The sequence below is a fragment of the Rhodoferax sp. U2-2l genome (assembly GCF_020594515.1).
Classification (GTDB): Bacteria; Pseudomonadota; Gammaproteobacteria; order Burkholderiales; family Burkholderiaceae_C; genus Rhodoferax.
Genome location: NZ_JAJCTH010000002.1, coordinates 278,302 through 297,691 on the forward strand (window position 1 = coordinate 278,302; position 19,390 = coordinate 297,691).

22 protein-coding genes are annotated in these 19,390 nt (G+C 64.5%); 17 read left to right on the top strand and 5 right to left on the bottom strand.

The features are described 5' to 3' along the window. Window positions 1–6: 6 nt before the first annotated feature. Window positions 7–714: a ComF family protein gene (locus LHU53_RS02945; protein ID WP_227330583.1), complete on the bottom strand. Its 708-nt coding sequence runs from the start codon at window positions 712–714 to the stop codon at window positions 7–9. Window positions 715–751: 37 nt separating this feature from the next. On the opposite strand from LHU53_RS02945, the gene LHU53_RS02950 reads away from it, so the two are divergent. From LHU53_RS02950 to LHU53_RS02985, 8 genes are all read left to right on the top strand, one after another. Beyond that, a complete protein-coding gene (locus LHU53_RS02950; protein WP_227330584.1) occupies window positions 752–1,675 on the top strand; it encodes a biotin synthase in 924 nt (307 codons plus the stop codon). 11 nt (window positions 1,676–1,686) lie between these two features. After that, window positions 1,687–1,905, top strand: coding sequence for a cytochrome c oxidase subunit II transmembrane domain-containing protein (locus LHU53_RS02955; protein ID WP_227330585.1), 219 nt, complete (start codon window positions 1,687–1,689; stop codon window positions 1,903–1,905). Between the two features lie 254 nt (window positions 1,906–2,159). Then, window positions 2,160–3,227 (top strand): cytochrome c oxidase subunit II, encoded by a 1,068-nt coding sequence (gene coxB / locus LHU53_RS02960; RefSeq protein WP_227330586.1) that lies wholly within the window; start codon window positions 2,160–2,162, stop codon window positions 3,225–3,227. A gap of 33 nt (window positions 3,228–3,260) precedes the next feature. After that, entirely contained in the window at window positions 3,261–4,877 is a 1,617-nt protein-coding gene (ctaD, locus tag LHU53_RS02965; protein WP_227330587.1) for a cytochrome c oxidase subunit I, read from the top strand. 8 nt (window positions 4,878–4,885) lie between these two features. After that, on the top strand, window positions 4,886–5,035 hold the full coding sequence (locus LHU53_RS02970; RefSeq protein WP_227330588.1) for a hypothetical protein: 150 nt from the start codon (window positions 4,886–4,888) through the stop codon (window positions 5,033–5,035). A gap of 7 nt (window positions 5,036–5,042) precedes the next feature. Then, on the top strand, window positions 5,043–5,624 hold the full coding sequence (locus tag LHU53_RS02975) for a cytochrome c oxidase assembly protein (RefSeq protein WP_227330589.1): 582 nt from the start codon (window positions 5,043–5,045) through the stop codon (window positions 5,622–5,624). Next, window positions 5,621–5,827, top strand: coding sequence for a DUF2970 domain-containing protein (locus LHU53_RS02980; protein ID WP_227330590.1), 207 nt, complete (start codon window positions 5,621–5,623; stop codon window positions 5,825–5,827). The genes LHU53_RS02975 and LHU53_RS02980 overlap by 4 nt, the downstream gene beginning before the upstream one ends. Before the next feature lie 47 nt (window positions 5,828–5,874). Next, a complete protein-coding gene (locus tag LHU53_RS02985) occupies window positions 5,875–6,729 on the top strand; it encodes a cytochrome c oxidase subunit 3 (RefSeq protein WP_227330591.1) in 855 nt (284 codons plus the stop codon). A gap of 5 nt (window positions 6,730–6,734) precedes the next feature. Here the strand turns inward: LHU53_RS02985 and LHU53_RS02990 are convergent, their stop codons facing one another. Further along, entirely contained in the window at window positions 6,735–6,932 is a 198-nt protein-coding gene (locus tag LHU53_RS02990; RefSeq protein ID WP_227330592.1) for a twin transmembrane helix small protein, read from the bottom strand. Between the two features lie 41 nt (window positions 6,933–6,973). Here LHU53_RS02990 and LHU53_RS02995 point away from each other — a divergent pair, with 41 nt between their 5' ends. Both LHU53_RS02995 and LHU53_RS03000 read left to right on the top strand, forming a co-directional pair. Next, the gene (locus LHU53_RS02995) at window positions 6,974–7,702 is read left to right on the top strand and encodes an SURF1 family protein (protein ID WP_227330593.1); all 729 of its coding nucleotides are present in this window, start codon (window positions 6,974–6,976) and stop codon (window positions 7,700–7,702) included. A gap of 43 nt (window positions 7,703–7,745) precedes the next feature. Next, window positions 7,746–8,330: a hypothetical protein gene (locus LHU53_RS03000; protein WP_227330594.1), complete on the top strand. Its 585-nt coding sequence runs from the start codon at window positions 7,746–7,748 to the stop codon at window positions 8,328–8,330. Here LHU53_RS03000 and LHU53_RS03005 read toward each other — a convergent pair. Next, complete coding sequence (locus LHU53_RS03005; RefSeq protein WP_227330595.1) at window positions 8,320–9,669, bottom strand: cbb3-type cytochrome c oxidase subunit I; 1,350 nt, start codon at window positions 9,667–9,669, stop codon at window positions 8,320–8,322. The two genes, LHU53_RS03000 and LHU53_RS03005, sit on opposite strands and share 11 nt — an antisense overlap. A 165-nt stretch (window positions 9,670–9,834) precedes the next feature. Here LHU53_RS03005 and LHU53_RS03010 point away from each other — a divergent pair, with 165 nt between their 5' ends. From LHU53_RS03010 to LHU53_RS03020, 3 genes are read left to right on the top strand one after another with little or no spacing between them, the layout of a single operon-like run. Next, on the top strand, window positions 9,835–11,019 hold the full coding sequence (locus tag LHU53_RS03010; RefSeq protein ID WP_255631878.1) for a heme A synthase: 1,185 nt from the start codon (window positions 9,835–9,837) through the stop codon (window positions 11,017–11,019). After that, window positions 11,016–11,921, top strand: a complete 906-nt coding sequence (gene cyoE / locus LHU53_RS03015) for a heme o synthase (RefSeq protein WP_227330597.1) — start codon at window positions 11,016–11,018, stop codon at window positions 11,919–11,921. Before LHU53_RS03010 ends, cyoE begins: the two co-directional genes overlap by 4 nt. 53 nt (window positions 11,922–11,974) lie before the next feature. After that, window positions 11,975–12,586 (top strand): SCO family protein, encoded by a 612-nt coding sequence (locus tag LHU53_RS03020; protein ID WP_227330598.1) that lies wholly within the window; start codon window positions 11,975–11,977, stop codon window positions 12,584–12,586. A gap of 9 nt (window positions 12,587–12,595) precedes the next feature. Here LHU53_RS03020 and LHU53_RS03025 read toward each other — a convergent pair whose 3' ends face one another. Together LHU53_RS03025 and rpoH are read right to left on the bottom strand one after the other, a co-directional pair. Next, entirely contained in the window at window positions 12,596–13,585 is a 990-nt protein-coding gene (locus LHU53_RS03025) for a tripartite tricarboxylate transporter substrate binding protein (RefSeq protein ID WP_227330599.1), read from the bottom strand. A gap of 101 nt (window positions 13,586–13,686) precedes the next feature. Then, entirely contained in the window at window positions 13,687–14,628 is a 942-nt protein-coding gene (gene rpoH / locus LHU53_RS03030; protein WP_227330600.1) for an RNA polymerase sigma factor RpoH, read from the bottom strand. Between the two features lie 244 nt (window positions 14,629–14,872). Here rpoH and LHU53_RS03035 point away from each other — a divergent pair, with 244 nt between their 5' ends. From LHU53_RS03035 to LHU53_RS03050, 4 genes are read left to right on the top strand one after another with little or no spacing between them, the layout of a single operon-like run. Beyond that, entirely contained in the window at window positions 14,873–15,871 is a 999-nt protein-coding gene (locus LHU53_RS03035) for a hypothetical protein (protein ID WP_227330601.1), read from the top strand. Between the two features lie 41 nt (window positions 15,872–15,912). Then, the gene (locus LHU53_RS03040; RefSeq protein ID WP_227330602.1) at window positions 15,913–17,007 is read left to right on the top strand and encodes an AAA family ATPase; all 1,095 of its coding nucleotides are present in this window, start codon (window positions 15,913–15,915) and stop codon (window positions 17,005–17,007) included. After that, complete coding sequence (locus tag LHU53_RS03045) at window positions 17,000–18,394, top strand: VWA-like domain-containing protein (protein WP_227330603.1); 1,395 nt, start codon at window positions 17,000–17,002, stop codon at window positions 18,392–18,394. Before LHU53_RS03040 ends, LHU53_RS03045 begins: the two co-directional genes overlap by 8 nt. An 11-nt stretch (window positions 18,395–18,405) precedes the next feature. Next, the gene (locus tag LHU53_RS03050; protein ID WP_227330604.1) at window positions 18,406–19,353 is read left to right on the top strand and encodes a hypothetical protein; all 948 of its coding nucleotides are present in this window, start codon (window positions 18,406–18,408) and stop codon (window positions 19,351–19,353) included. The last annotated feature ends 37 nt before the right edge of the window (window positions 19,354–19,390 follow it).

The following is a 19,390-nucleotide window of genomic DNA, read 5'->3' on the forward strand; positions in this document are numbered from 1 at the left end:
GCCACCTCACTCTGTCCGCGCCACCACCAAGCCCGTCACCACACTGGCCCCCGCCGCCTTGAGCACCCGCGCGGCGGTGAACAGGGAGGCGCCGGTGGTCATCACATCGTCCACCAGCACCACGCGCTGGCCGCGCAGGGTGTGGGCCAGCAGCGGCTCCACGGCAAAGGCGTGGTTCAGCACCGTCAGGCGTTCGCTGCGTTTGAGGGTGTGCTGTGCTGGCGTATCCTGAATGCGCAGCAGGATGTCGGCGCGGGTTTTGGTCGGTTCGAGTGCGCGGGCCAGCAGCAGGGCCTGGTTGTAGCCGCGCGCCTTCAGCTTTTGGTCGGACAGCGGCATGGGGATCAGCAGGTCGGCGTTGTCCAGCGCAGGTTCCACCCAGGGGATGGCGCGCAGCAGCGTGGCAAAACTGCGCACCAGACCCGGTTCGGAATGAAATTTGTAGTGCGTTATCAAGGTGGACCAGGGGTAAGCGTATGAAACGGCGGCCAGGCAGCGGTCCAGTGGAGGTGGGGTTTTGATGCAGGCGCCGCAGTGGCGTGGCTTGTCTTGTAGCGCCGCAGGCAGGGGCAGGGCGCAGGTCAGGCAGCGAGGCTGTGGTTGCGCAAATTGGCCCACGCAGGCTTCACACACCGGCTGGCTTGGCCAGCTGTGGCAGACCCGGCACTGGCTGGGCAGCCTGGGCAACTTCCCTGTGATCAACGTGCCAAACATTCGCTCAATATACTCCCCGCTTCGCACAGGTTGCCAGATGCCCGCTTCTACCACGCCCCCCACCATTGACCCCCGAGCCGCCCAGCGCTGGCAACACCTGCCTGTGGCCGAGTCGCCCTGGCTGCACGAAGAGGTGGCGCGGCGCATGCAGGAGCGGCTGGACTACATCAAGCTGCAGCCCACCCGCTGGGTCCACTGGGCGCCGTTGCGCGGCGGCATGCAGGCGCATGGTTTGCTGACGCAGCGTTACCCCAAGGCCGCTAGCACGGTTCTGGAAAACTCATCGGCAGACGTGCAGCGCGCGGCCAAGGCACTGGTGGCGCCGCGCTGGAAGCCCCAAAGCTGGTTGCAACCCAAAACCCAGGTGACCACGCGCATTGACCAACCGGCGCAGATGCTGTGGTCCAACATGGCGCTGCACATGGCGGCCGACCCACAGGCCATGATGACGCAGTGGCATCAGGCGCTGGAAGTGGACGGTTTTTTGATGTTTTCGTGCCTGGGGCCCGACACGCTGCTGGAGCTGCAAAAGCTCTACCAGGCGCTGCACTGGCCCGCCCCGGCGCATCAGTTCACCGACATGCATGACTGGGGCGACATGCTGGTGGCCAACGGCTTTGCCGAGCCGGTGATGGACATGGAGCGCATCACGCTGACCTTTGAAACCCCTGCGCGCCTGCTGGAAGAGCTGCGCGGTCTGGGCCGCAACCTGTTTGTCGGACGTTTCCCCGCGTTGCGCGGGCGGGGCTGGCACCAGCAGCTGTTGGACGCGCTGGCACAGCAGCCGTTGCAACTGACCTTTGAAGTGATTTACGGCCATGCGTTCAAACCGCCACCGCGCTTGTCGGTGGGCGCCCACAGCGAGATTTCGCTCGACGACATGCGCATGGCTTTGCAGCGCGGCAAACGTCGGGACGGCGGCTTGCCGACCACGTTCACCGACCCCGGTGCGCGGGGCTGACGATGCCTTTGATGGATCTCCCGTCCGCGCTGATGCTGGCTAGCTTGCTGCTGTTTTTAGCCTCAGTGGTGACGCTGCTGTGGGTGACCTGGCGCCACCATCGTCTGGGCCAGCAGACCCAAACCAACTTTCACGCCAGGTTGAGCGTGGAAATGGCGTGGACGCTGGTGCCTGCCGTGATCGTTCTGGCGTTGGTCTGGCCGATTGCCCAGGCGTTCTGGAGCCGCTGACCACCCCGCCTGCCGACGGTAAAACCAGCCTGCCGTCATGGTTTTTGCAGGAAACCCTGGTGACGGCACGGTCACTGTGAACAATCGGACCGTGCCATGGCTGCGGGCACGGCGGTGTGTTCACCAACCCAGAACGTGGGGGATCAATGGTCACCAAATCGACTGGATGCCTTCTGGAACGGATCCCAGCGCTGGTTGCAACAACCGGCAAGGGGGTGGTTGTGGGTGTTGTGTTGTTGGGTTGCAACCTGATCATGGCCGCTTGGGAACATGGTTTGCAAGACCCGGTGACCGCCAGTGCGCGCCAGGCCCAGGATTTACACACCTGGATGATGTGGCTGATCTCCATCATCTTCTTCGGCGTTTTTTCGGTGCTGGCGTATTCGCTGTATGCCCACCGCAAGTCCAGGGGGCACCAGGCCGCCCAATTTCATGACAACACCAAGGTCGAGATTCTGTGGACCGTGGTGCCGTTTGTGATTCTGGTGGTGGTGGCCGTGCCGTCCACCCGCGCGCTGGTGAATATGCGCGACACCTCGCAGCCAGACCTGACCGTGAAAGCCACCGGCTACCAGTGGAAGTGGGGTTATGAATACCTGACCGGTGACGCTGCAGGCATCAGGTTTCAGAGTGTGCTGGCAACCACCCAGGAGCAGATCAAAGGTCAAGCACCCAAAGGCGAAAACTACTTGCTGGACGTGGACCGGCCGCTGGTTGTTCCGGTCAACCGCAAGGTGCGTGTGCTGACCACCTCGGCCGACGTGATTCACGCCTGGTCGGTGCCAGCGTTTGCGGTCAAGACCGACGCGGTGCCCGGCTTTGTGCGCGAGACTTGGTTCCGCGCCGAGAAAGAGGGCACCTACCGCGGCCAGTGTTCGGAGCTGTGTGGCAAAGACCACGGCTTCATGCCGGTGGTGGTGGAGGTGGTGTCCGAACAGCAATATGCCGCGTGGACTGCCGAGCAAAAGACGCTGATGGCCGCCAATGTGGAGGACCCCAACAAGGTCTGGACCCTGGCCGAGCAGGTGGCACATGGCGAAAAAATCTATCTCGCCCATTGTGTTGCCTGTCACCAGGTCAACGGCAGCGGGCTGCCACCGGCCATTCCGGCGCTGGATGGCTCCAAATTGGTCACAGGTCCTAAGCTTGACCACATCGGCATCGTCCTGAATGGCAAGACAGGCACCGCCATGGCGGCGTTTGGTGCGCAACTCAACAACACGGACTTGGCCGCTGTCGTGGCCTATGAGCGCAACGCCTGGGGCAACCATACCGGCGATGTCATCCAACCGGCTGAAGTACTGGCCCTGCGCGGCAAGTGACCCGAATGACCCGCGCTCCAAGGAGGACACACCATGTACGCCAGTGATACCGCCATCCACCCAGGCCACGAGGGCCACGCGGCGCACGCTGGCCATCCCACCAAAGGCATCTTGCGCTGGGTCACCACCACCAACCACAAGGACATCGGCACGATGTACCTCTGGTTCAGCTTTGCCATGTTTCTGGTCGGTGGCGCCATGTCGCTGGTGCTGCGCGCGGAGTTGATGCAGCCGGGCATCCAGTTTGTGACGCCCGAGTTCTATAACCAGATGCTGACGCTGCATGCGCTGATCATGGTGTTCGGGGCCATCATGCCGGCGTTTGTCGGGTTCGCCAACTGGATGCTGCCGATGATGGTGGGCGCTTCCGACATGGCGTTTGGGCGCATGAACAACTGGAGCTTTTGGCTGCTGCCGCCCGCAGCCATCCTGCTGACCTCCTCACTGCTGATGCCCGGCGGCGCTGCCGGGACCGGCTGGACGCTGTACCCACCCTTGTCGGTACAGATGGGCATTGGCATGGACATGGCCATTTTTGCCATCCATATTCTCGGCATGTCCTCCATCATGGGGGCGATCAACATCATCACCACCATCCTCAACATGCGCACGCCGGGCATGACGCTGATGAAGATGCCGATGTTCTGCTGGACCTGGCTGGTCACCGCCTTCCTGCTGATTGCGTCGATGCCGATCCTGGCCGGTGCGGTCACCATGCTGCTGACAGATCGCCATTTCGGCACCAGTTTCTTCAGCGCCGCCGGGGGCGGTGACCCGGTGCTGTTTCAACACATCTTCTGGTTTTTTGGCCACCCCGAGGTGTACATCATCGCCTTGCCGGCCTTTGGGGTGGTGTCGCACGTCATTCCGGCGTTTTCGCGCAAGCCGCTGTTTGGCTACACCTCGATGGTGTACGCCATTGCCGCGATTGGCCTGATTTCGTTTCTGGTCTGGGCGCATCACATGTATGTGACCGGCATCCCGCTGACCGGGCAGCTGTATTTCATGTACGCCACGCTGCTGATTGCCGTGCCCACCGGGGTCAAGGTGTTCAACTGGGTGACGACCATGTGGCGCGGGTCGATCACGTTTGAGACGCCGATGCTGTTTGCGCTGGGTTTCCTGTTTCTGTTCACCATTGGCGGCCTGACCGGCTTGGTGCTGGCGATCACCGCGGTGGACATCCAGCTTCAGGACACCTACTACGTGGTGGCGCATTTTCACTATGTGATGGTGGCCGGAGCGCTGTTCTCGGCCTACGCCGGGCTGTATTACTGGCTGCCCAAGTGGACCGGCTACATGTACAGCGAGAGACTGGGCCAATGGCATTTCTGGCTGTCGCTGGTGTTTTTCAACGTGGCTTTTTTCCCGCAGCACTTTTTGGGGCTGGCGGGCATGCCGCGGCGTATTCCGGACTACGCCCAGCAGTTCACCGAGTTCAATATGGTGTCGAGCATCGGCGCTTTTGGTTTTGGCATCAGCCAGTTGCTGGTGCTGGTGGTGGTGTTCAACACCCTGAGGCGCAAAGAAAAAGCCCCCGCCAAACCCTGGGAAGGTGCCGAAGGCCTGGAGTGGACGGTGTCGTCGCCCGCGCCGTACCACACCTTTGAAGTGCCGCCGCCGTTTGACACGTCACGGGCGCACGGCTGAGGGTTGCCATGAAAAACGATGCACTTCAACCCACACCCGCCAAGCGGCCCCCGCGCCAGACAGCGGCCAACCGGCGTCTGGCCATCGGCCTGGCCCTGCTGGCACTCGGCATGTTTGCCAGCTACATCCTGCGGCAGTGGTGGTTCTCCGCCCACTGAGCCCGACATGAGCGCCCCCGTCGTGCCCCCCCATACGCCAGTCAGGCTGGCCAATCGGCGCCTGGCGTGGCGGCTGATGTGGGTGGTGGCGGGCAGTTTGTTGTTTGCTGCGGTCCAGCCGTCGCTGTACCGAGCTTTTTGTGAATGGACTGGTATTTATGACATCGACCGGGCTGGCAAACTGGCGCGCAGCACCGTGGCGGCACGCGCCATCGGGATCGAGTTCGATGCCAACAGTTTCGACAACGGGCTGCGTTTTAGCCCGGAAGTCAGCACCTTGTCGGTGCAGACCGGCGACATCATCCACCTGACGTATCGGGTTGAAAACACCCGTGACACCCCCGTGATCGGCCAGGCGGTGCCCAGCTACGGGCCAAAACACGCGGCCGAGTATGTGGTCAAGCTGGATTGCTTTTGCTTCAAACAGCAGACCTTTGCGCCACATGAGGTGCGCCAGCTGCCGGTGGTGTTCATCATTGACCCCCGCTTGCCGCCAGACCTGGCCACCGTGACCTTGTCCTACACGTTTTTTGAGGTGCCGGCGGGATCGGTGCAGGTAGCCGCAGCCAAGCCGCAGGCGGCACCATGAGCCAACGGCCAGCCAACTCGTCGGCGGTGGGGCGCACCTTGCGCACGGTGGGTTCGGCCATGTTCGGTGTGCGCGGTCAAAAGCGCCATGAGGAGGATGCCACGGCGCTGTCGCCGGTGGTCTTGGTGGTGGCCGCTGTGGTGTGTATGGTGTTGCTGGTGCTCGTTTTGGTCGGGCTGGCCTCCCTGGCAGCCGGGGGTTAGCGCAGCGCCGATGTGGGATGGTTGACACAACTTTTCAGGAGATTGCCATGAGCCACGCTGCAGAACCGTCCCGCTATTTTGTGCCGACGCCATCGTTCTGGCCGCTGGTGGGCTCGGGCGCGCTGCTGTTGCTGGCGTTTGGCGCCGTGCTCACCATGAACTCGGTCGCAAACGGCGCGTGGGTGTTGTTGGCCGGTTTTCTGGTGCTGCTGACCATGCTGGTGGGCTGGTTTGGCCGGGTGATCACCGAGTCTGAGGCCCATCTGTACAACCTGCAGGTGGACCGCTCTTTTCGCCTGGCGATGGCCTGGTTCATTTTCTCGGAGGTGATGTTTTTTGCTGCCTTTTTTGGTGCACTGTTTTATGTGCGGGTGCTGGCGGTGCCAGACCTGGCCAGCCCGGCGCAGGCGCTGCTGTGGGATGGTTTTGCCAACACCTGGCCCACCGCCGGCCCGGCCGCCAAGGAGCTGTTTACCCCGATGCATGCCTGGGGTTTGCCCGCCATCAACACGGCGTTGCTGCTGAGTTCGGGCGTCACCATCACCTGGGCGCACTGGGGGCTGATCGAGGGCAAACGCACGCATCTGGTGGCGGGCCTGGCGCTGACGGTGCTGCTTGGGCTGGTTTTCCTCTCTGTTCAATGGGTCGAGTACCAAGAAGCCTATGACCACATGAACCTGAAACTGACCAGCGGCGTCTACGGGTCCACCTTTTTCATGCTGACCGGGTTTCACGGCTTTCACGTCACGCTGGGCGCCATCATGCTGATGGTTATTCTGGCGCGCGCCATCAAGGGCCACTTCACGCCGGAGCGGCACTTTGCCTTCAAGGCTGTGGCCTGGTATTGGCATTTTGTGGACGTGGTGTGGCTGATCCTGTTTGTGGTGATCTACTGGTTATGAGGCGGTCACAAATGCCCGGTGATCCAGCCAAAATAATGTCCGCCCATCAACAGCACAAACAGCAGCACCGACAGCGCAACGCGCCAGGTCAGCGCCTTCACGGCCCGGCGGGCGTTCTGCGGGGCGTCGCGAAACACGGGCAGCAGCGCGCTGCCCAGGCTGACCAGGATCGCGATGAGCAGGAGGATGACAACGTAACGCATGGGCGCGTGGTGGGTGGTGGCAGGGGTGAAGGCGCGAGCTTATGACTTTTCTGACAGGGGCGCAGGCCAAGCGTCTGGCCATCAGCCTGGCCCTGATCGCCGCCTGCCTGGGCATGGCGCGATTGCAATGGTGGCGGGCCCAGACGCGCGGCGCCACCTATGAGCAGCAGCAAGCCACGGCCAGTGCGCGTCCGATGGTGCTCAACGCCGCCCGGCGTGATGACCCCGTGCCGCCGTGGCACCCGGTGGCGGCGCACGGCGTCTGGCTGCCCAACAGCACCATTTTTCTGGACAACAAGATGTATCGCCAGCGGGTGGGTTACCAGGTGCTGACCGCCTTGCAGCTGGACGGCAGCCTGGCGGTGGTGCTGGTCAACCGGGGTTGGGTTGCAGCGCCGCGCCTGCGCTCCGAGTTGCCCGTGGTGACCACGCCGGGCGGCGCCGTGAGCGTTGTCGGCATCGCCCGCCCGTTTGAGGACAAGGTATTTGAATTGGGTCAGAGCGTGCCGGACGGCCCGGTGTGGCAGCACGTGCGCGAGCGCGACTACCGCCAGCGCAGCGGGCTGGATGTGCTGCCATTGATCGTGCTGCAGTCAGACGGCGTGCCGGGCGTACCGGGCGGGCCGGTAGCCGACGGTCTGGTGCGTGACTGGTCGGACGTCCGGGGCCCTGACAACCCGGCCTGGCGGCACATCGGTTACGCCATCATGTGGGTCGTTTTTGCGCTGATGGCCATCGGTTACAGCCTGGTCGCCTGGAAGCGGGCCTGAGCCCTGTGACGACATCCTTCAACCTCCCTACACGGCACTGCCCATGACTGAATCCACTTTGAACCGGCCAGCCTCACGATCTTCGGGGCGCTGGGTCTTGCTTGTCATGGCTGCGGTATGTGTGCTGCCCTTGATGGCCGCGCTGTATTTTCATTTTGTGGCGCCGCCAGCGGTCACCACCATGGTCGGCCAGCCGTTGGCGCCGTTCGTTTTTCCGTACGCGGGTGTGCAGCAGCCCGATGGCCAGCCGCTGGCGGCGCCGGGTGTGGGTGGCCAGTGGCTGGTGGTGGTCACGGGGCCGGGCAGTTGTGCCCAGGCGTGCCGCGACGCGCTGTACCTGACGCGCCAGGCCCGCACCGCGCAGGGTCGCAACATGGAGCGCATTCAACGGCTATGGCTCCTGACCGATGCCACGCGGCCAGCCGACGAGTTGCTGGCCGTTCACCCGGATTTGCAGGTGCTTCGGGTGACTGATGAAGCTGTGGCGCAAAAGCTGGGCGGTGGTGCTGACGCGGCGGCGGCCCCGATCCATCTGGTGGACCGGCGGGGTTATGTTGTCTTCCGTTACGAGGCCACGGTGGAGCCGGCAGCGTTTATCCGCGAACTGCGCAAACTGGTCAAGTTTTAAGCGGTTGACGGGGGCGTCGCGGCAGCATGGCACGCAGGCAGACCACCACAAACATCACACCACCGATGATCGCAATCAAGCCGCCCAGGCCCATCATGCCCATGCCTATTTTTTGGGGCAGCGAGGTCAGGACCTGCTCGGCACCGGCCACCTTGCGCTGCACGCCATACCCGCCTGACCAGGCCAGGCCCAGCACATGCAGGAGTTGCCCACCGCCATACACATAGGGCTGCCAGCGGGCCAGCCGATCCTCCGGGGCGCCAAATCCCAGACGCGGCAACACCACGTAGGTCAGCCCCATGAAGGCCAGCGTGACACCCACAATCGACCCGTGGTAGTGCGCGGGAATGACCACATTGGCCCCCTGGATCAGGTAGGCCAGCACCCCGCCGGTGACAAACAGGCCCATCGAGGCCAAAAGTGCCGATTTGGCGGGCGCCACCTGCCAGCGCACCTGCCACAGCGCTGCCGCCGCCAGCAGAACCAGCGGCGCCATCAGCGTGTGGCCGTGTGCCATCAGCTGCATGAAAGACCCCATGTGCTCGCCCGAGCCAACCTCATACCTGGCGTAAATCACCGGTACGGCCAGCAGCGGCAGGGCAGCGATCAGAAACAGGATGGCGGTGGCGCGACCCGATGTGGCCACGGGCGCGCCCAGCGCATCGGCCAGCCAGAACCAGGCCACGCAGGCCAGCAGCGCATGCTGAAACTGCAGCACATGACCGCCGCCCCAGAACACCCGTTCCCAGAGCAGCTGCCCCAACACGTCGGTCACCGCCAGCCACGAGCCCACAAAACTGGCCAGGGCCACCGCCGCGGCGACGGCGCCCAGCCAAACGCCCAAACGCAGCGCGGCATCGGCGGGCATCCCACCTTTGAAACTGATCTGTGGCGGGATGGTCAGCAAGGCCCGCACCACGGACAGGCCGACGCCGATCGCTGTCAGGACCAGTCCGGCGAAAAAGACCGGCTGCTGCAGCACCGGAACGTAGTTGTTGAGCAGCGGCTGCGCATCGGGGAAAAACGGCGCCACACCGATGAGCGTGGTGCCCAACGTGGCCAGCCAAAAGCCGACCCAGCCCAGCGTCGCCCACCGGCTGTTGCCAGCCAGACTCCAAAGCACGGCCGCAAACGCCATGAACCAGATCAGCACCGACAGGTCCACATGCACCACCAGCGCGGCGCGAAAAAAATCGCGCAGCGGAAACACGTGCTGAATCCCCGGCGTGCGCGACAGCACCAGCAGCAGCGCCAGCAGCCCGGAGCCGGTCAATGCGGCCAGCCCTAAGCCGAGCCAGGCACGCGCCAGCCGCGTTGAGGGGGCGTCCAAGCTTGCCATGGACAAACCGGACGGCGTGGTGATGGGCGGCATGTTTTGGGAAGGCTTTTTTCGGTTGTGAGCTATCTCAGCAGATAAACGCATCCAACTGTACGATAGGCGCGGTTTCGGTGCAGCTTTGAGACCTTATCCAGATGGACGGAGCCCAACCATGCGGTGTCTTCCTTGGTGAACCTGTATCCCGCCTACGACCTGTCGCCACTGGCAGGCCTGCTGCTGCTGGCGGCCCTGTTGGCGCTGGGGCCGGTGCTATGGGTGTGGCTGAACCACCGGCAGGGTCGCCCCCACCAGCGGCAACACGCCTTGCGTGTGCTGACCCTGTTCCTGACCTTTGATCTGGTGGTGTTTGGCGCCTTCACGCGGCTGTCGGATTCGGGCTTGGGCTGCCCGGACTGGCCGGGTTGTTACGGCCAGCTGTCCCCGCTGGGTGCCGCCAACCAGATCACGGCGGCAGAAATCGCCCAGCCGGAAGGCCCGGTGACCCATGCCAAAGCCTGGATCGAAATGGCACACCGGTATCTGGCCATGGCCGTTGGCGCCCTGATCACCTGGCAGGCGGCACTGGCCTGGCGTGACTGGTGGCGACAACGCGTGGTGCCCCAAGCGCTTGCCCGGCAGACGCCGTGGCCCTGGCTGGCCACCCTGACTCTGGTCTGGGTTTGCCTGCAGGGTGCTTTTGGTGCGCTGACGGTGAGCCTGCGGCTCTATCCGGTCATCGTCACGCTGCATTTGCTGGGCGCGTTGGTGTTGCTCATCATGTTGGCGACGCAGGTGGTGCGCGGTGATCCACAGGCGCCGCGGCGGGTACTGAGCGAGGGGACGCGCCGGTACGTTCACGTCGCTTTGGGGTTGCTGCTGGTTCAGGTGGCGTTGGGCGGCTGGGTCAGCGCCAACTACGCGGTGCTGGCCTGCACCGAATTCCCGACCTGTCAGGGCCGCTGGTGGCCTGAGATGGACCTGCGCGAAGGCTTTGGCATCTGGCACGAGCCGGGTCGCAGCGGTTCCGGCGCTTACCTCAGCCTGGCGGGGCTGACGGCGATCCATGTGGTGCACCGGTTGATGGCCGTGGTGGTCACGGGGGTGTTGCTGGCGCTGGCCTGGCGACTCCACCGCATCCCGAGCTGGCGCAAGCTGGCGCGCTTGCTTGTGGCGCTGCTCGGTTTGCAGCTGGCCACCGGTGTCAGCACCGTGGTGCTGGGCTGGCCGTTATGGGCGGCTTTGGTGCACACCGGGGGGGCGTCTGCACTGGTGCTGACCCTGACTTGGATCGCCGCCAGCCGGACCTGGCAGGCCGCTGCTGTAGCCACCGCCGCACCACCCGGCATGCATCGTTTGGGAGCACCGCCATGAGCATCGCGATTCAACCCTTGGGTATTGGCCGGTCGGTGTGGGCCCAGTACTACGCCATCACCAAACCACGCGTGTTGTGGCTGATTGTGTTTTGCGCGCTGATTGGCATGGTGCTGGCGGTGCCCGGTGTGCCAACGGTGGCGCAACTCGGCCTGGCGCTGACCGCCTGCATCGGCATCTGGCTGGTGGCGGGCGCGGCGGCGGCGTGTAATTGCCTGATCGAGAAAAGCATCGACGCCAAGATGAAACGCACCGCCTGGCGGCCCACCGCCAAAGGGGAGCTGGGGGGCGGGCAAACCCTGCTGTTTGCCGGCACCTTGGGCCTGCTGGGCTCGGCGCTGCTGTACTGGTGGGTGAACCCGCTCACCATGTGGCTGACGTTTGCCACCTTTGTCGGCTACGCGGTGATCTACACGGTGATTCTCAAACCCCGCACCCCGCAGAACATCGTGATCGGCGGCGCCTCTGGGGCCATGCCGCCGGTGCTGGGCTGGGCCGCCATGACTGGCCAGGTGGGGCCGGAGGCGCTGATGCTGTTCTTGATCATTTTTTTGTGGACGCCGCCGCATTTCTGGTCGCTGGCGCTGTACCGCGTGGAAGAGTTTCGCCAATCGGGCCTGCCGATGTTGCCCGTCACCCATGGCCCGGCCTATACCCGGCTGATGGTGCTGATCTACACTTGGGTGCTGGCGGCGGCGTGCCTGCTGCCCTTTGCCTACGGCATGAGTTCGTGGCTGTACCTGCTGGCGGCGGTGGTGCTGAGCGCGGGTTTTTGCCGCTATGCCTGGCGTCTGTGGCGCAACTACTCCGATGTGTTGGCGCGCCAGACCTTCCGGTATTCCCTGACGCACCTGAGCACCCTGTTTGCCGCCCTGATGCTTGACCACTACCTGCTGCCATAAAAGCCGCCCCGCCCGCGCCAGATGCCCATCTGTCGACGGATTAAGATCCACCGATGAATAAACGACAAGCTCTTCAAAAGATAGCTGGAGGCGCTTTCAGCGTCTGGGCCTTAGGCCAATTGGCCGCCTGCAGCCAGGACGAGCTGGCGTTCACCGCCATCAACATCACCGGTGCCAGCTACGGCAAAGACTTTGCCCTGACTGACCACAACGGCCAGCCGCGCACGCTGGCCGACTTCTCGGGCAAGATCGTGATGGTGTTCTTTGGCTACACCCAATGCCCGGACGTGTGCCCCACCTCGATGACCGAGATGGTGGCCATCAAGCAGCAGCTCGGCCCGGATGGCGACAAATTGCAGGGCCTGTTTGTCACCGTGGACCCCGAGCGCGACCGCCCCGACGTCCTCAAAGCCTACATGGCCGCCTTTGACCCCGGTTTTCTGGCGCTGTACACCACGCCCGACAAGCTTGCCGCGCTGGCCAAGGATTTCAAGGTGTATTACAAAAAAGTGCCTGGCGCCACACCCACCAGCTACACGGTGGATCACACCGCGGGCAGTTACGTCTACGACACGCAGGGCAAGCTGCGCCTGTTCACCCGCTACGGCACGCCGCCCGAGAAGACGGCCGCGGATATCCGCCTGTTGCTCAAATCCGCGCCCTGAAACCGCCGCCTACTGGTTGCTGATCTCCAGCGACTTGATCACGCGGCCAAACACCTGGGTGTCGGCCTGGATGCGGTTGGCCAGCCCCTCGGGGGACGATCCCACCACCTGCCAGCCTTGCTGAAACAGTTTTTGCCGCATCTCGGGTGCGCGGACGATGGCGCCGATCAGGTTTGACAACTCGGCCACGATCGGTGCGGGCAAACTCTTGGGTGCCGCCACCGCGTTCCAGATCTCCAGGTTGAAGTTGGCCACACCGGCCTCGCGCATGCTGGGCAGCTGCGGTGCCAGCGCGCTGCGCCCGCTGCTGGTCACACCGATGGCGCGCAGTTTGTCGCCCGTGACCTGCGCCATGGCCAGCGCCGGGGGCAACATCGACAGTTGCAGTTGCCCACCCACCATGGCGAGCGCCACCTGCGCGTAGCCGGGGTAGGGCACGTGCAGGGGCTTCATCCCGGTTTTGGCGTTGAGCAGTTCCATGCCGATGTGGCCGACCGTGCCGACACCGGGTGAGCCGTAACTCCAGCTGTCGCCCGCCAGTTTGGCTGCCGCGAAAAACGCCGCCGCGTCGGCGCCGGGCGCGTTCTTGGGCGCCATCAACACCAGCGGCGAGACGCCGATCAGGCTCACCGGCTGGAGGTCTTTCAACGGGTCATACGGCAGCTTGGGGTTGAGCAGTTTGGCCGTGGTCAGGTTGCCATTGATCATCAGGCCCAGCGTGTGGTTGTCGGTGGCTTTGGCCACATGGTCTGCGCCAATGTTGCCACCCGCACCGACCTTGTTCTCCACAATCACCGGCTTGCCCAGTGCTTTGGACAAGGGCTCGGCCAGTGCGCGCGCAGTCAGGTCGGGCGACGAGCCAGCGGGGAAGCCGACCACCAGGCGCACCGTTTTGCTGGGCCAGCCCGCAGCCTGCCAGCTGGTTTGTGCGCTGACGACCCCGGACAGTGCGCTGATGGCGATGGCTAAAAGTGTGTTGCGACGACTCGAAAAAGACATGTCTTGGCTCCGATCAACCATGAAAAAACCCCCGCTGCCGCAGGGTTCTGCAGCAGCGGGGGGTGATTATCGGTGGCGGGTGCGGGCGTTGACCGGGGTGGTCAGGCAAATTCAACCAGCGACTTTTTCATCTTTTTCATCGCCGCCACTTCAATCTGGCGAATGCGTTCGGCGCTCACGCCATACACGGCGGCCAGGTCGTGCAGCGTCATGCCGCCGGAGTTGTCGTCGTTGACCTTGAGCCAGCGTTCTTCGACGATGTGGCGGCTGCGCGCGTCCAGCGTGTCCAGCGCCAAGGCAATGCCGTCGCTGGCCAGCACGTCGCGGTGGTGCGCTTCGATCATCGCGGTGGGCTCGTGGGCGGCGTCGGTCAGGTAGGAAATCGGGCCGTAAGCGTCTTCACCGTCGTCAGAGGGGCTGGGGTCCAGCAACACATCACCGCCTGAGAGGCGCGCTTCCATCTCGATGACTTCTTCACGCTTGACGTTCAGCTGCGATGCCATCGCGTCAATCTGGCTGTCGTTGAGCGTGTCGCGGTGGGAGTCGAGGTCGGCCATGGCATCGGCGCTGCGGAAACGTTGTTTCATCGAACGCAGGTTGAAAAACAGCTTGCGCTGCGCCTTGGTGGTGGCCACTTTGACCATGCGCCAGTTTTTCAGGATGTATTCGTGGATCTCGGCCTTGATCCAGTGCAGTGCGTAGCTCACCAGGCGCACGCCTTGCTCGGGGTCGAAGCGTTTCACGGCCTTCATCAGGCCCACATTGCCTTCCTGGATCAGGTCACCATGCGGCAGGCCGTAGCCTAAGTATTGGCGGGCGGTCGACACCACCAGGCGCAGGTGCGACAGCACCAGTTTCCCGGCGGCTTCCAGATCGTTGTTGATGCGGTATTGGCGCGCAAAGGTCTGCTCTTCTTCCAGCGTGAGCATGGGCATGCGGTTGACCGCAGAAATGTAAGCGTCCAGATTGCCCAGCGCAGGAACCAGCGCCCAGGGGTTAGCCAGGGTCAGCGCATTGCTTGGGGTGCCAGTGTGAGTTGTCATGCCAGTACTCCTGTAGATGGACAGCTAAATGTTAGCACTCCCTCTGAGAGAGTGCTAATTGAAAAGTTCAATGGCGCACACAAGCCCGGTGATTGGGGTCATATGGCTGGGTGATTCAGCCCACAAGACAGGTGGTTTTCGGGTGGGAAAGGCATAATTTATCGATGCAACAGCGCAGCATTTTGGTGAGTCAAAGCCGCCGGGCCAGCAGCCTGCGGCATGGCCGTGCGCAAGGGGTCCGGCCATGAGCACGCAGCCGCTGACCCATCACGACATTCTGGGGTTGATCGAGCCGTTCACCCGCAGCGGCCGCCAGCTTGATCTCGCCGCCAGCGACCGCATCCAGCGCCGTCTGGTGTTCAAGTCCCGGGCTTTTGACAACCCGACGGCGGCGGCCAATTTGATGACGGACACGCTGACGCTGGAGAGCCAGCCCAACGGCGCTTGTGTGCTCAAGCGCATCGTCACCCATGCCAGCGGTCTGACGGCAACGCTTGTGGCCAGCGGGGCGGATGCGGGCGGTTTGCTGCAAGCCGTTGAGGCGGTTGAGCCTGCGTCGCTGTTTTGTTGTGGTGATGGTTGGACCCTGGCTTACAGCTACCGAGTGGGTTTGGCCGCTGCGGCGCCACCCACCCTGCTGCTGAGCCAGGGGGAGGTGCGTGTGCTAGACCTGACCTTGCTGCTGAAGATGCCCGCGGTGACCGGCTATCCGGCGGAACTGACCCTCAGTACCGCAGCGGCCATTGATTTGCCGGACGATTTGCTGCAGGTGCTGGGCCGGGACTGGGCGCGGCTGTCGCGTGGTGCCAAAAACTGGCGCGGTACGCTGACGCTGCGTGGCCAGCCGCCCGAGCGCAGCCGCCTGGCTGAAAAGCAACAGGCAACCGCCGCCCGGCATCTGGCGCTGACGCTGTCGCAATCACCCGCACATTTCCACCAGAAGCAGACTGCCGCACGCTGGCAGGTGGCTGCCCGGCGCGCCGTGCCGCTGATGACCCTGCTGGCGCTGGTGCTGGCGGCGCTGGCGGTGCCTTATCTGGGGCTGGAACAGAACTCGGTGTACTGGATGCTGATTTTTAATGCGCCGCCGCTGTTGTTGTTATGGGGCTTCAGCCTGCGCGAGATGCCCAGCTTTGACTTGCCGCGACCGCCCCGGCGCCTGACCGCCCCATCTTGGTGGCGAGAGCCGCCTGATGCGCCCAACGCGGGCACCGTGGGCGCCGCACCGGCAACGCACCCCTGACCCTTTTCCAGACCACAAGGTAGACCATGCTTGGTAACCCCATGAACATCCCGCCGGTGTCGATTGCCGCCGCCAAGGCCGCGCTGATCGAGCAGTACGCTGACGCCACCCTGCGCCGCCGTGCCTCCATGCTGTGGGGCACCCGCGGCGTGGGCAAATCGTCCATCGTGCGCCAGGTGGCGGCGCATTTCAAGGTGCCGCTGGTCGATTTGCGCCTGACCACCATCGAGCCGGTGGACATTCGCGGCGCCATCTATGCCGACGACCAGCTGGCCAAAACCGTGTGGTTTCCGCCCGAGTTTTTGCCCTCACCCGATGAACCGGCGGGCATTTTGTTTCTGGACGAACTCACCGCGGCTGACAAACGCTTGCAGGTGTCGGCTTATTCGCTGATCCTGGACCGGCGCGTGGGCAACTACCACCTGCCCGATGGCTGGCAGGTGATCGCCGCGGGCAACGCCAGCTTTCATGACGCGGTCAGCAACGACATGGGCACCGCGCTGGCCGACCGCATGTTCCACTTCAACGTGCAAACGGTGATCGACGCCTTTCTGGCCCACGCCCTGGCGCAGGACTTTGCCCCCGAAGTCATGGCTTATCTGCGGGTGCGGCCCGACAAACTGGACGACACGCAGGCGCAGCTGGCCAACGACTACCTGATCGGCGCCAGTCCGCGCGGCTGGGAAGACATCTCCAACGTGCTCAAGTCGGGGCTGTCGGAACAAGCCAAGCGGGTGTTTGTGCAGGGCCGCATCGGCGCGGCCAACGCCGCCGAGTTTTTTGGTGTGCTGCGCGAAATCCAGGCCGCCGTCGACGTGGTGCGCTTGCTGGCAGCACCGCGCGGCACCGAAACCACCGCGCTGCTGCCCAAAACGCTGGACGGCCTCTACGGCACCATCTACGGCCTGTTGGCAGCCTGCCGCGATGAAGCCACGGTGGCCAGGGCGCTGGAGGTCATCGAACAGTTTGCCGACATCCGCAGCAAAGCCCCGCTGCCCATTCTGGAGGGCCAGACGCTGGCGATGGAGCTGCTGATGCAGCGTGCGCTGGAAAGTGGCCTGGAGGCGGCCATCCTCGACAGCCCGGCTTATGCGCGCTACTTGGAGCGGCGCGCCCGCGAGGACCAGCGTGGCTGAGAGCCAGAGCGCCGGTGCCACGCCGCACCGGCACCGCGGCACCCGCGCGATTGCGCGCATGGTGGAGTACGCGCCGTCCACCGGCGGTCTGGCCTTGTGGGTCAAGCATCAGAACGCGCCTGAGCGGCAAGCTCTTTCGACCTCTGGCTCTTGTGTGGTCACGGACGGCTGCACGATTTTTTATGGCGCAGAGTTTGAGAAGCTACCGCTGCCCGAGCAGGTGGGCCACGTCGCCCACGAGGTGTTGCACATCGCCTTGCGTCACCCGCAACGTTACCTGGACCTGCAGCATCTGTTGGGCGATGTGGACCTGGCGTTGTTCAACATTTGCGCCGATGCCATTGTCAACAGCGCCCTGAGCCACGTGAGCTGGCTGCAGCTGCCCAGCCACGCGGTGTATCTGGACAAATTGCTGAAAACCACGCTGCAGCTGGAGCAGCCGGTCGACCAGGCCCTGCTGCAATGGGATGTGGAAACCCTGTACCGTGCGGTGGACGACCGGGCGGCGCAAGGCCGACGTGGCAAAGGTGCTGGCAACAGCGCTGGCGCGGCGCCCAACCCGTCTAACGCGGGGAACGCAGGCGCGGCCAATGCCTCCCGCCGGCCAACGGCCGAGTCCGGTGGGCCCGGCCAGCCTGCTGAAGGCCAGCGCGCCGCGCGGGTGCTGGCGATGGGACGAGCGTCGCAGGCCGATCTGGTGCCCGGCCCCGCCACCCAGGGGCCGCCGGAAGAAGCGGCCGAGGCCGCCCGCCAGTGGCGCGAGCGTCTCACCCGCGCCCACGCCGGGGATGGCGCGCACTCGATGTTGCGCACCCTGATGGCGGACCTGCCCCGCACCCGCACCCCCTGGGAGCAGGTGCTGCGCACCCAGTTGGCGCGCAGCCTGTCCCAAGAGCCCGAGCTGTCCTGGTCGCGCCCCTCGCGCTCTTACCTGGCCAACCAGGGGCGCAGTGGCCCGCACCACCGCATGCCGTTCGAGCCCGGCACCAGCCCGAACCGGGCGGTGCCGCGCTTGGTGCTGGTGGTGGATGTGTCGGGCTCTATTGACGACGAGCTGATGCAGCGCTTTGCCCGCGAGATCGAGGCCATCACCCGCCGCCTGGCGGCCGGTATCACGTTGGTGGTGGGGGACGACCGCGTGCAGCGGGTCGAAGTGTTCAAACCGGGCCGCTCCAAGCTGAGCGAGATGGGTTTTAACGGCGGCGGTGGCACCGACTTCACCCCGCTGCTGGAAGAAGCCGACCGGCACCACCCGGACATCACCGTGGTGCTGACCGATCTGGACGGCCCGGCGCGCTACCAGCCGCGCTGCCCGGTGCTGTGGGCGGTGCCGCAGGCCTTTGCCTCCGCTGCGCCGCCGTTCGGGCGCAAGCTGGTGCTGAGCTGAAGGCCGCTGCCATGACGGCACCCCCGCTGACCCATCACGACATCCTGGCGCTGGTGGCGCCGTTTACCCGCTGTGGCCGTCATGTGGACTTGGCCGCCACGGACCGCGTGCAGCGGCGTGTGGTGTTCAAGCCGACCGACCGCGCTGCCGACGTGCCCGAGTTATCCGGCTTGCGTGAACGGCTGGAGCTGGAACAAGTGGCAGCTCGCCGCTACTGCCTGACCCGCACCCTGGTCCTGCCCAGCGGGTTGACGGCGCGATTGCAAGCCACGGGCGCCGAGCCCGGTGTTTTGCTGCGCCAGATCGACGCGGTGCCCGCTGCGCTGCACTTTTTAAGTGGTGAAGGTTTTGCCATCACCCGCCACTACGCCCTGCGCTCAGACGCGTTGGCGCCGGTGTTGACCAGTGGCGTGGTGCAGGTGGATGGGGCGGCCCTGACGCTGACGGTGCCTGCTGTGCGCAACGTGTCAGCCAACGTGGAACTGGTCGCGACACCAGGCCAGGCGCTCGACATTCCGCAAGACCTGCTGGCGGTGCTGGGCTGGCCCTGGTCACCTGTGAGCCCTGGTCTGAACGGCTGGACGGGCAAATTTCGCCTGCGGGGCACATCCGACAAACGCACCCGCCGCGCCGAAGTGGCCCTGGAACTGGCCGCGCGGCACCTGGCGCAAACGCTGGCCGCACCCCCGGCTGACTTTCATGACCGACACTTGGCGGCCCGCCGGCGGGTGGTGCTGCGTCGGGCCATCCCGGTGCTGACGCCGCTGTCGATGCTGGTGACGGTGCTGGCCATGCCGCGGCTGGGGCAGGACACGATTCCGGGCTTGTGGACGCTGGTCTACCAGGTGCCCACGGTGCTGATCGCCATCAGTTTCATGACGCAGGATCTGCCGCAGTTTGAAATCCCGCCCTGGCCGCGCCGTCTCGCTGCAACCAGCTGGTGGTCATCCAGGACTTGAGGCGCTTGCCCCGGGCCTCGACGGCGGGGATGCATGG

Excerpts from the sequence above, each read along its gene's own strand:
- LHU53_RS02990 (WP_227330592.1), bottom strand. The coding sequence starts at position 6,932 with ATGCGTTACGTTGTCATCCTCCTGCTCATCGCGATCCTGGTCAGCCTG.
- LHU53_RS02995 (WP_227330593.1), top strand. The coding sequence starts at position 6,974 with ATGACTTTTCTGACAGGGGCGCAGGCCAAGCGTCTGGCCATCAGCCTG.
- LHU53_RS02975 (WP_227330589.1), top strand. The coding sequence starts at position 5,043 with ATGAGCGCCCCCGTCGTGCCCCCCCATACGCCAGTCAGGCTGGCCAAT.
- LHU53_RS03025 (WP_227330599.1), bottom strand. The coding sequence starts at position 13,585 with ATGTCTTTTTCGAGTCGTCGCAACACACTTTTAGCCATCGCCATCAGC.
- LHU53_RS02955 (WP_227330585.1), top strand. The coding sequence starts at position 1,687 with ATGGATCTCCCGTCCGCGCTGATGCTGGCTAGCTTGCTGCTGTTTTTA.
- LHU53_RS02970 (WP_227330588.1), top strand. The coding sequence starts at position 4,886 with ATGAAAAACGATGCACTTCAACCCACACCCGCCAAGCGGCCCCCGCGC.
- LHU53_RS02980 (WP_227330590.1), top strand. The coding sequence starts at position 5,621 with ATGAGCCAACGGCCAGCCAACTCGTCGGCGGTGGGGCGCACCTTGCGC.
- ctaD (WP_227330587.1), top strand. The coding sequence starts at position 3,261 with ATGTACGCCAGTGATACCGCCATCCACCCAGGCCACGAGGGCCACGCG.
- LHU53_RS03020 (WP_227330598.1), top strand. The coding sequence starts at position 11,975 with ATGAATAAACGACAAGCTCTTCAAAAGATAGCTGGAGGCGCTTTCAGC.
- cyoE (WP_227330597.1), top strand. The coding sequence starts at position 11,016 with ATGAGCATCGCGATTCAACCCTTGGGTATTGGCCGGTCGGTGTGGGCC.
- LHU53_RS03000 (WP_227330594.1), top strand. The coding sequence starts at position 7,746 with ATGACTGAATCCACTTTGAACCGGCCAGCCTCACGATCTTCGGGGCGC.
- coxB (WP_227330586.1), top strand. The coding sequence starts at position 2,160 with ATGGCCGCTTGGGAACATGGTTTGCAAGACCCGGTGACCGCCAGTGCG.
- LHU53_RS03035 (WP_227330601.1), top strand. The coding sequence starts at position 14,873 with ATGAGCACGCAGCCGCTGACCCATCACGACATTCTGGGGTTGATCGAG.
- LHU53_RS03005 (WP_227330595.1), bottom strand. The coding sequence starts at position 9,669 with ATGGCAAGCTTGGACGCCCCCTCAACGCGGCTGGCGCGTGCCTGGCTC.
- LHU53_RS02950 (WP_227330584.1), top strand. The coding sequence starts at position 752 with ATGCCCGCTTCTACCACGCCCCCCACCATTGACCCCCGAGCCGCCCAG.
- LHU53_RS02985 (WP_227330591.1), top strand. The coding sequence starts at position 5,875 with ATGAGCCACGCTGCAGAACCGTCCCGCTATTTTGTGCCGACGCCATCG.
- LHU53_RS03050 (WP_227330604.1), top strand. The coding sequence starts at position 18,406 with ATGACGGCACCCCCGCTGACCCATCACGACATCCTGGCGCTGGTGGCG.
- LHU53_RS03040 (WP_227330602.1), top strand. The coding sequence starts at position 15,913 with ATGAACATCCCGCCGGTGTCGATTGCCGCCGCCAAGGCCGCGCTGATC.
- LHU53_RS02945 (WP_227330583.1), bottom strand. The coding sequence starts at position 714 with ATGTTTGGCACGTTGATCACAGGGAAGTTGCCCAGGCTGCCCAGCCAG.
- rpoH (WP_227330600.1), bottom strand. The coding sequence starts at position 14,628 with ATGACAACTCACACTGGCACCCCAAGCAATGCGCTGACCCTGGCTAAC.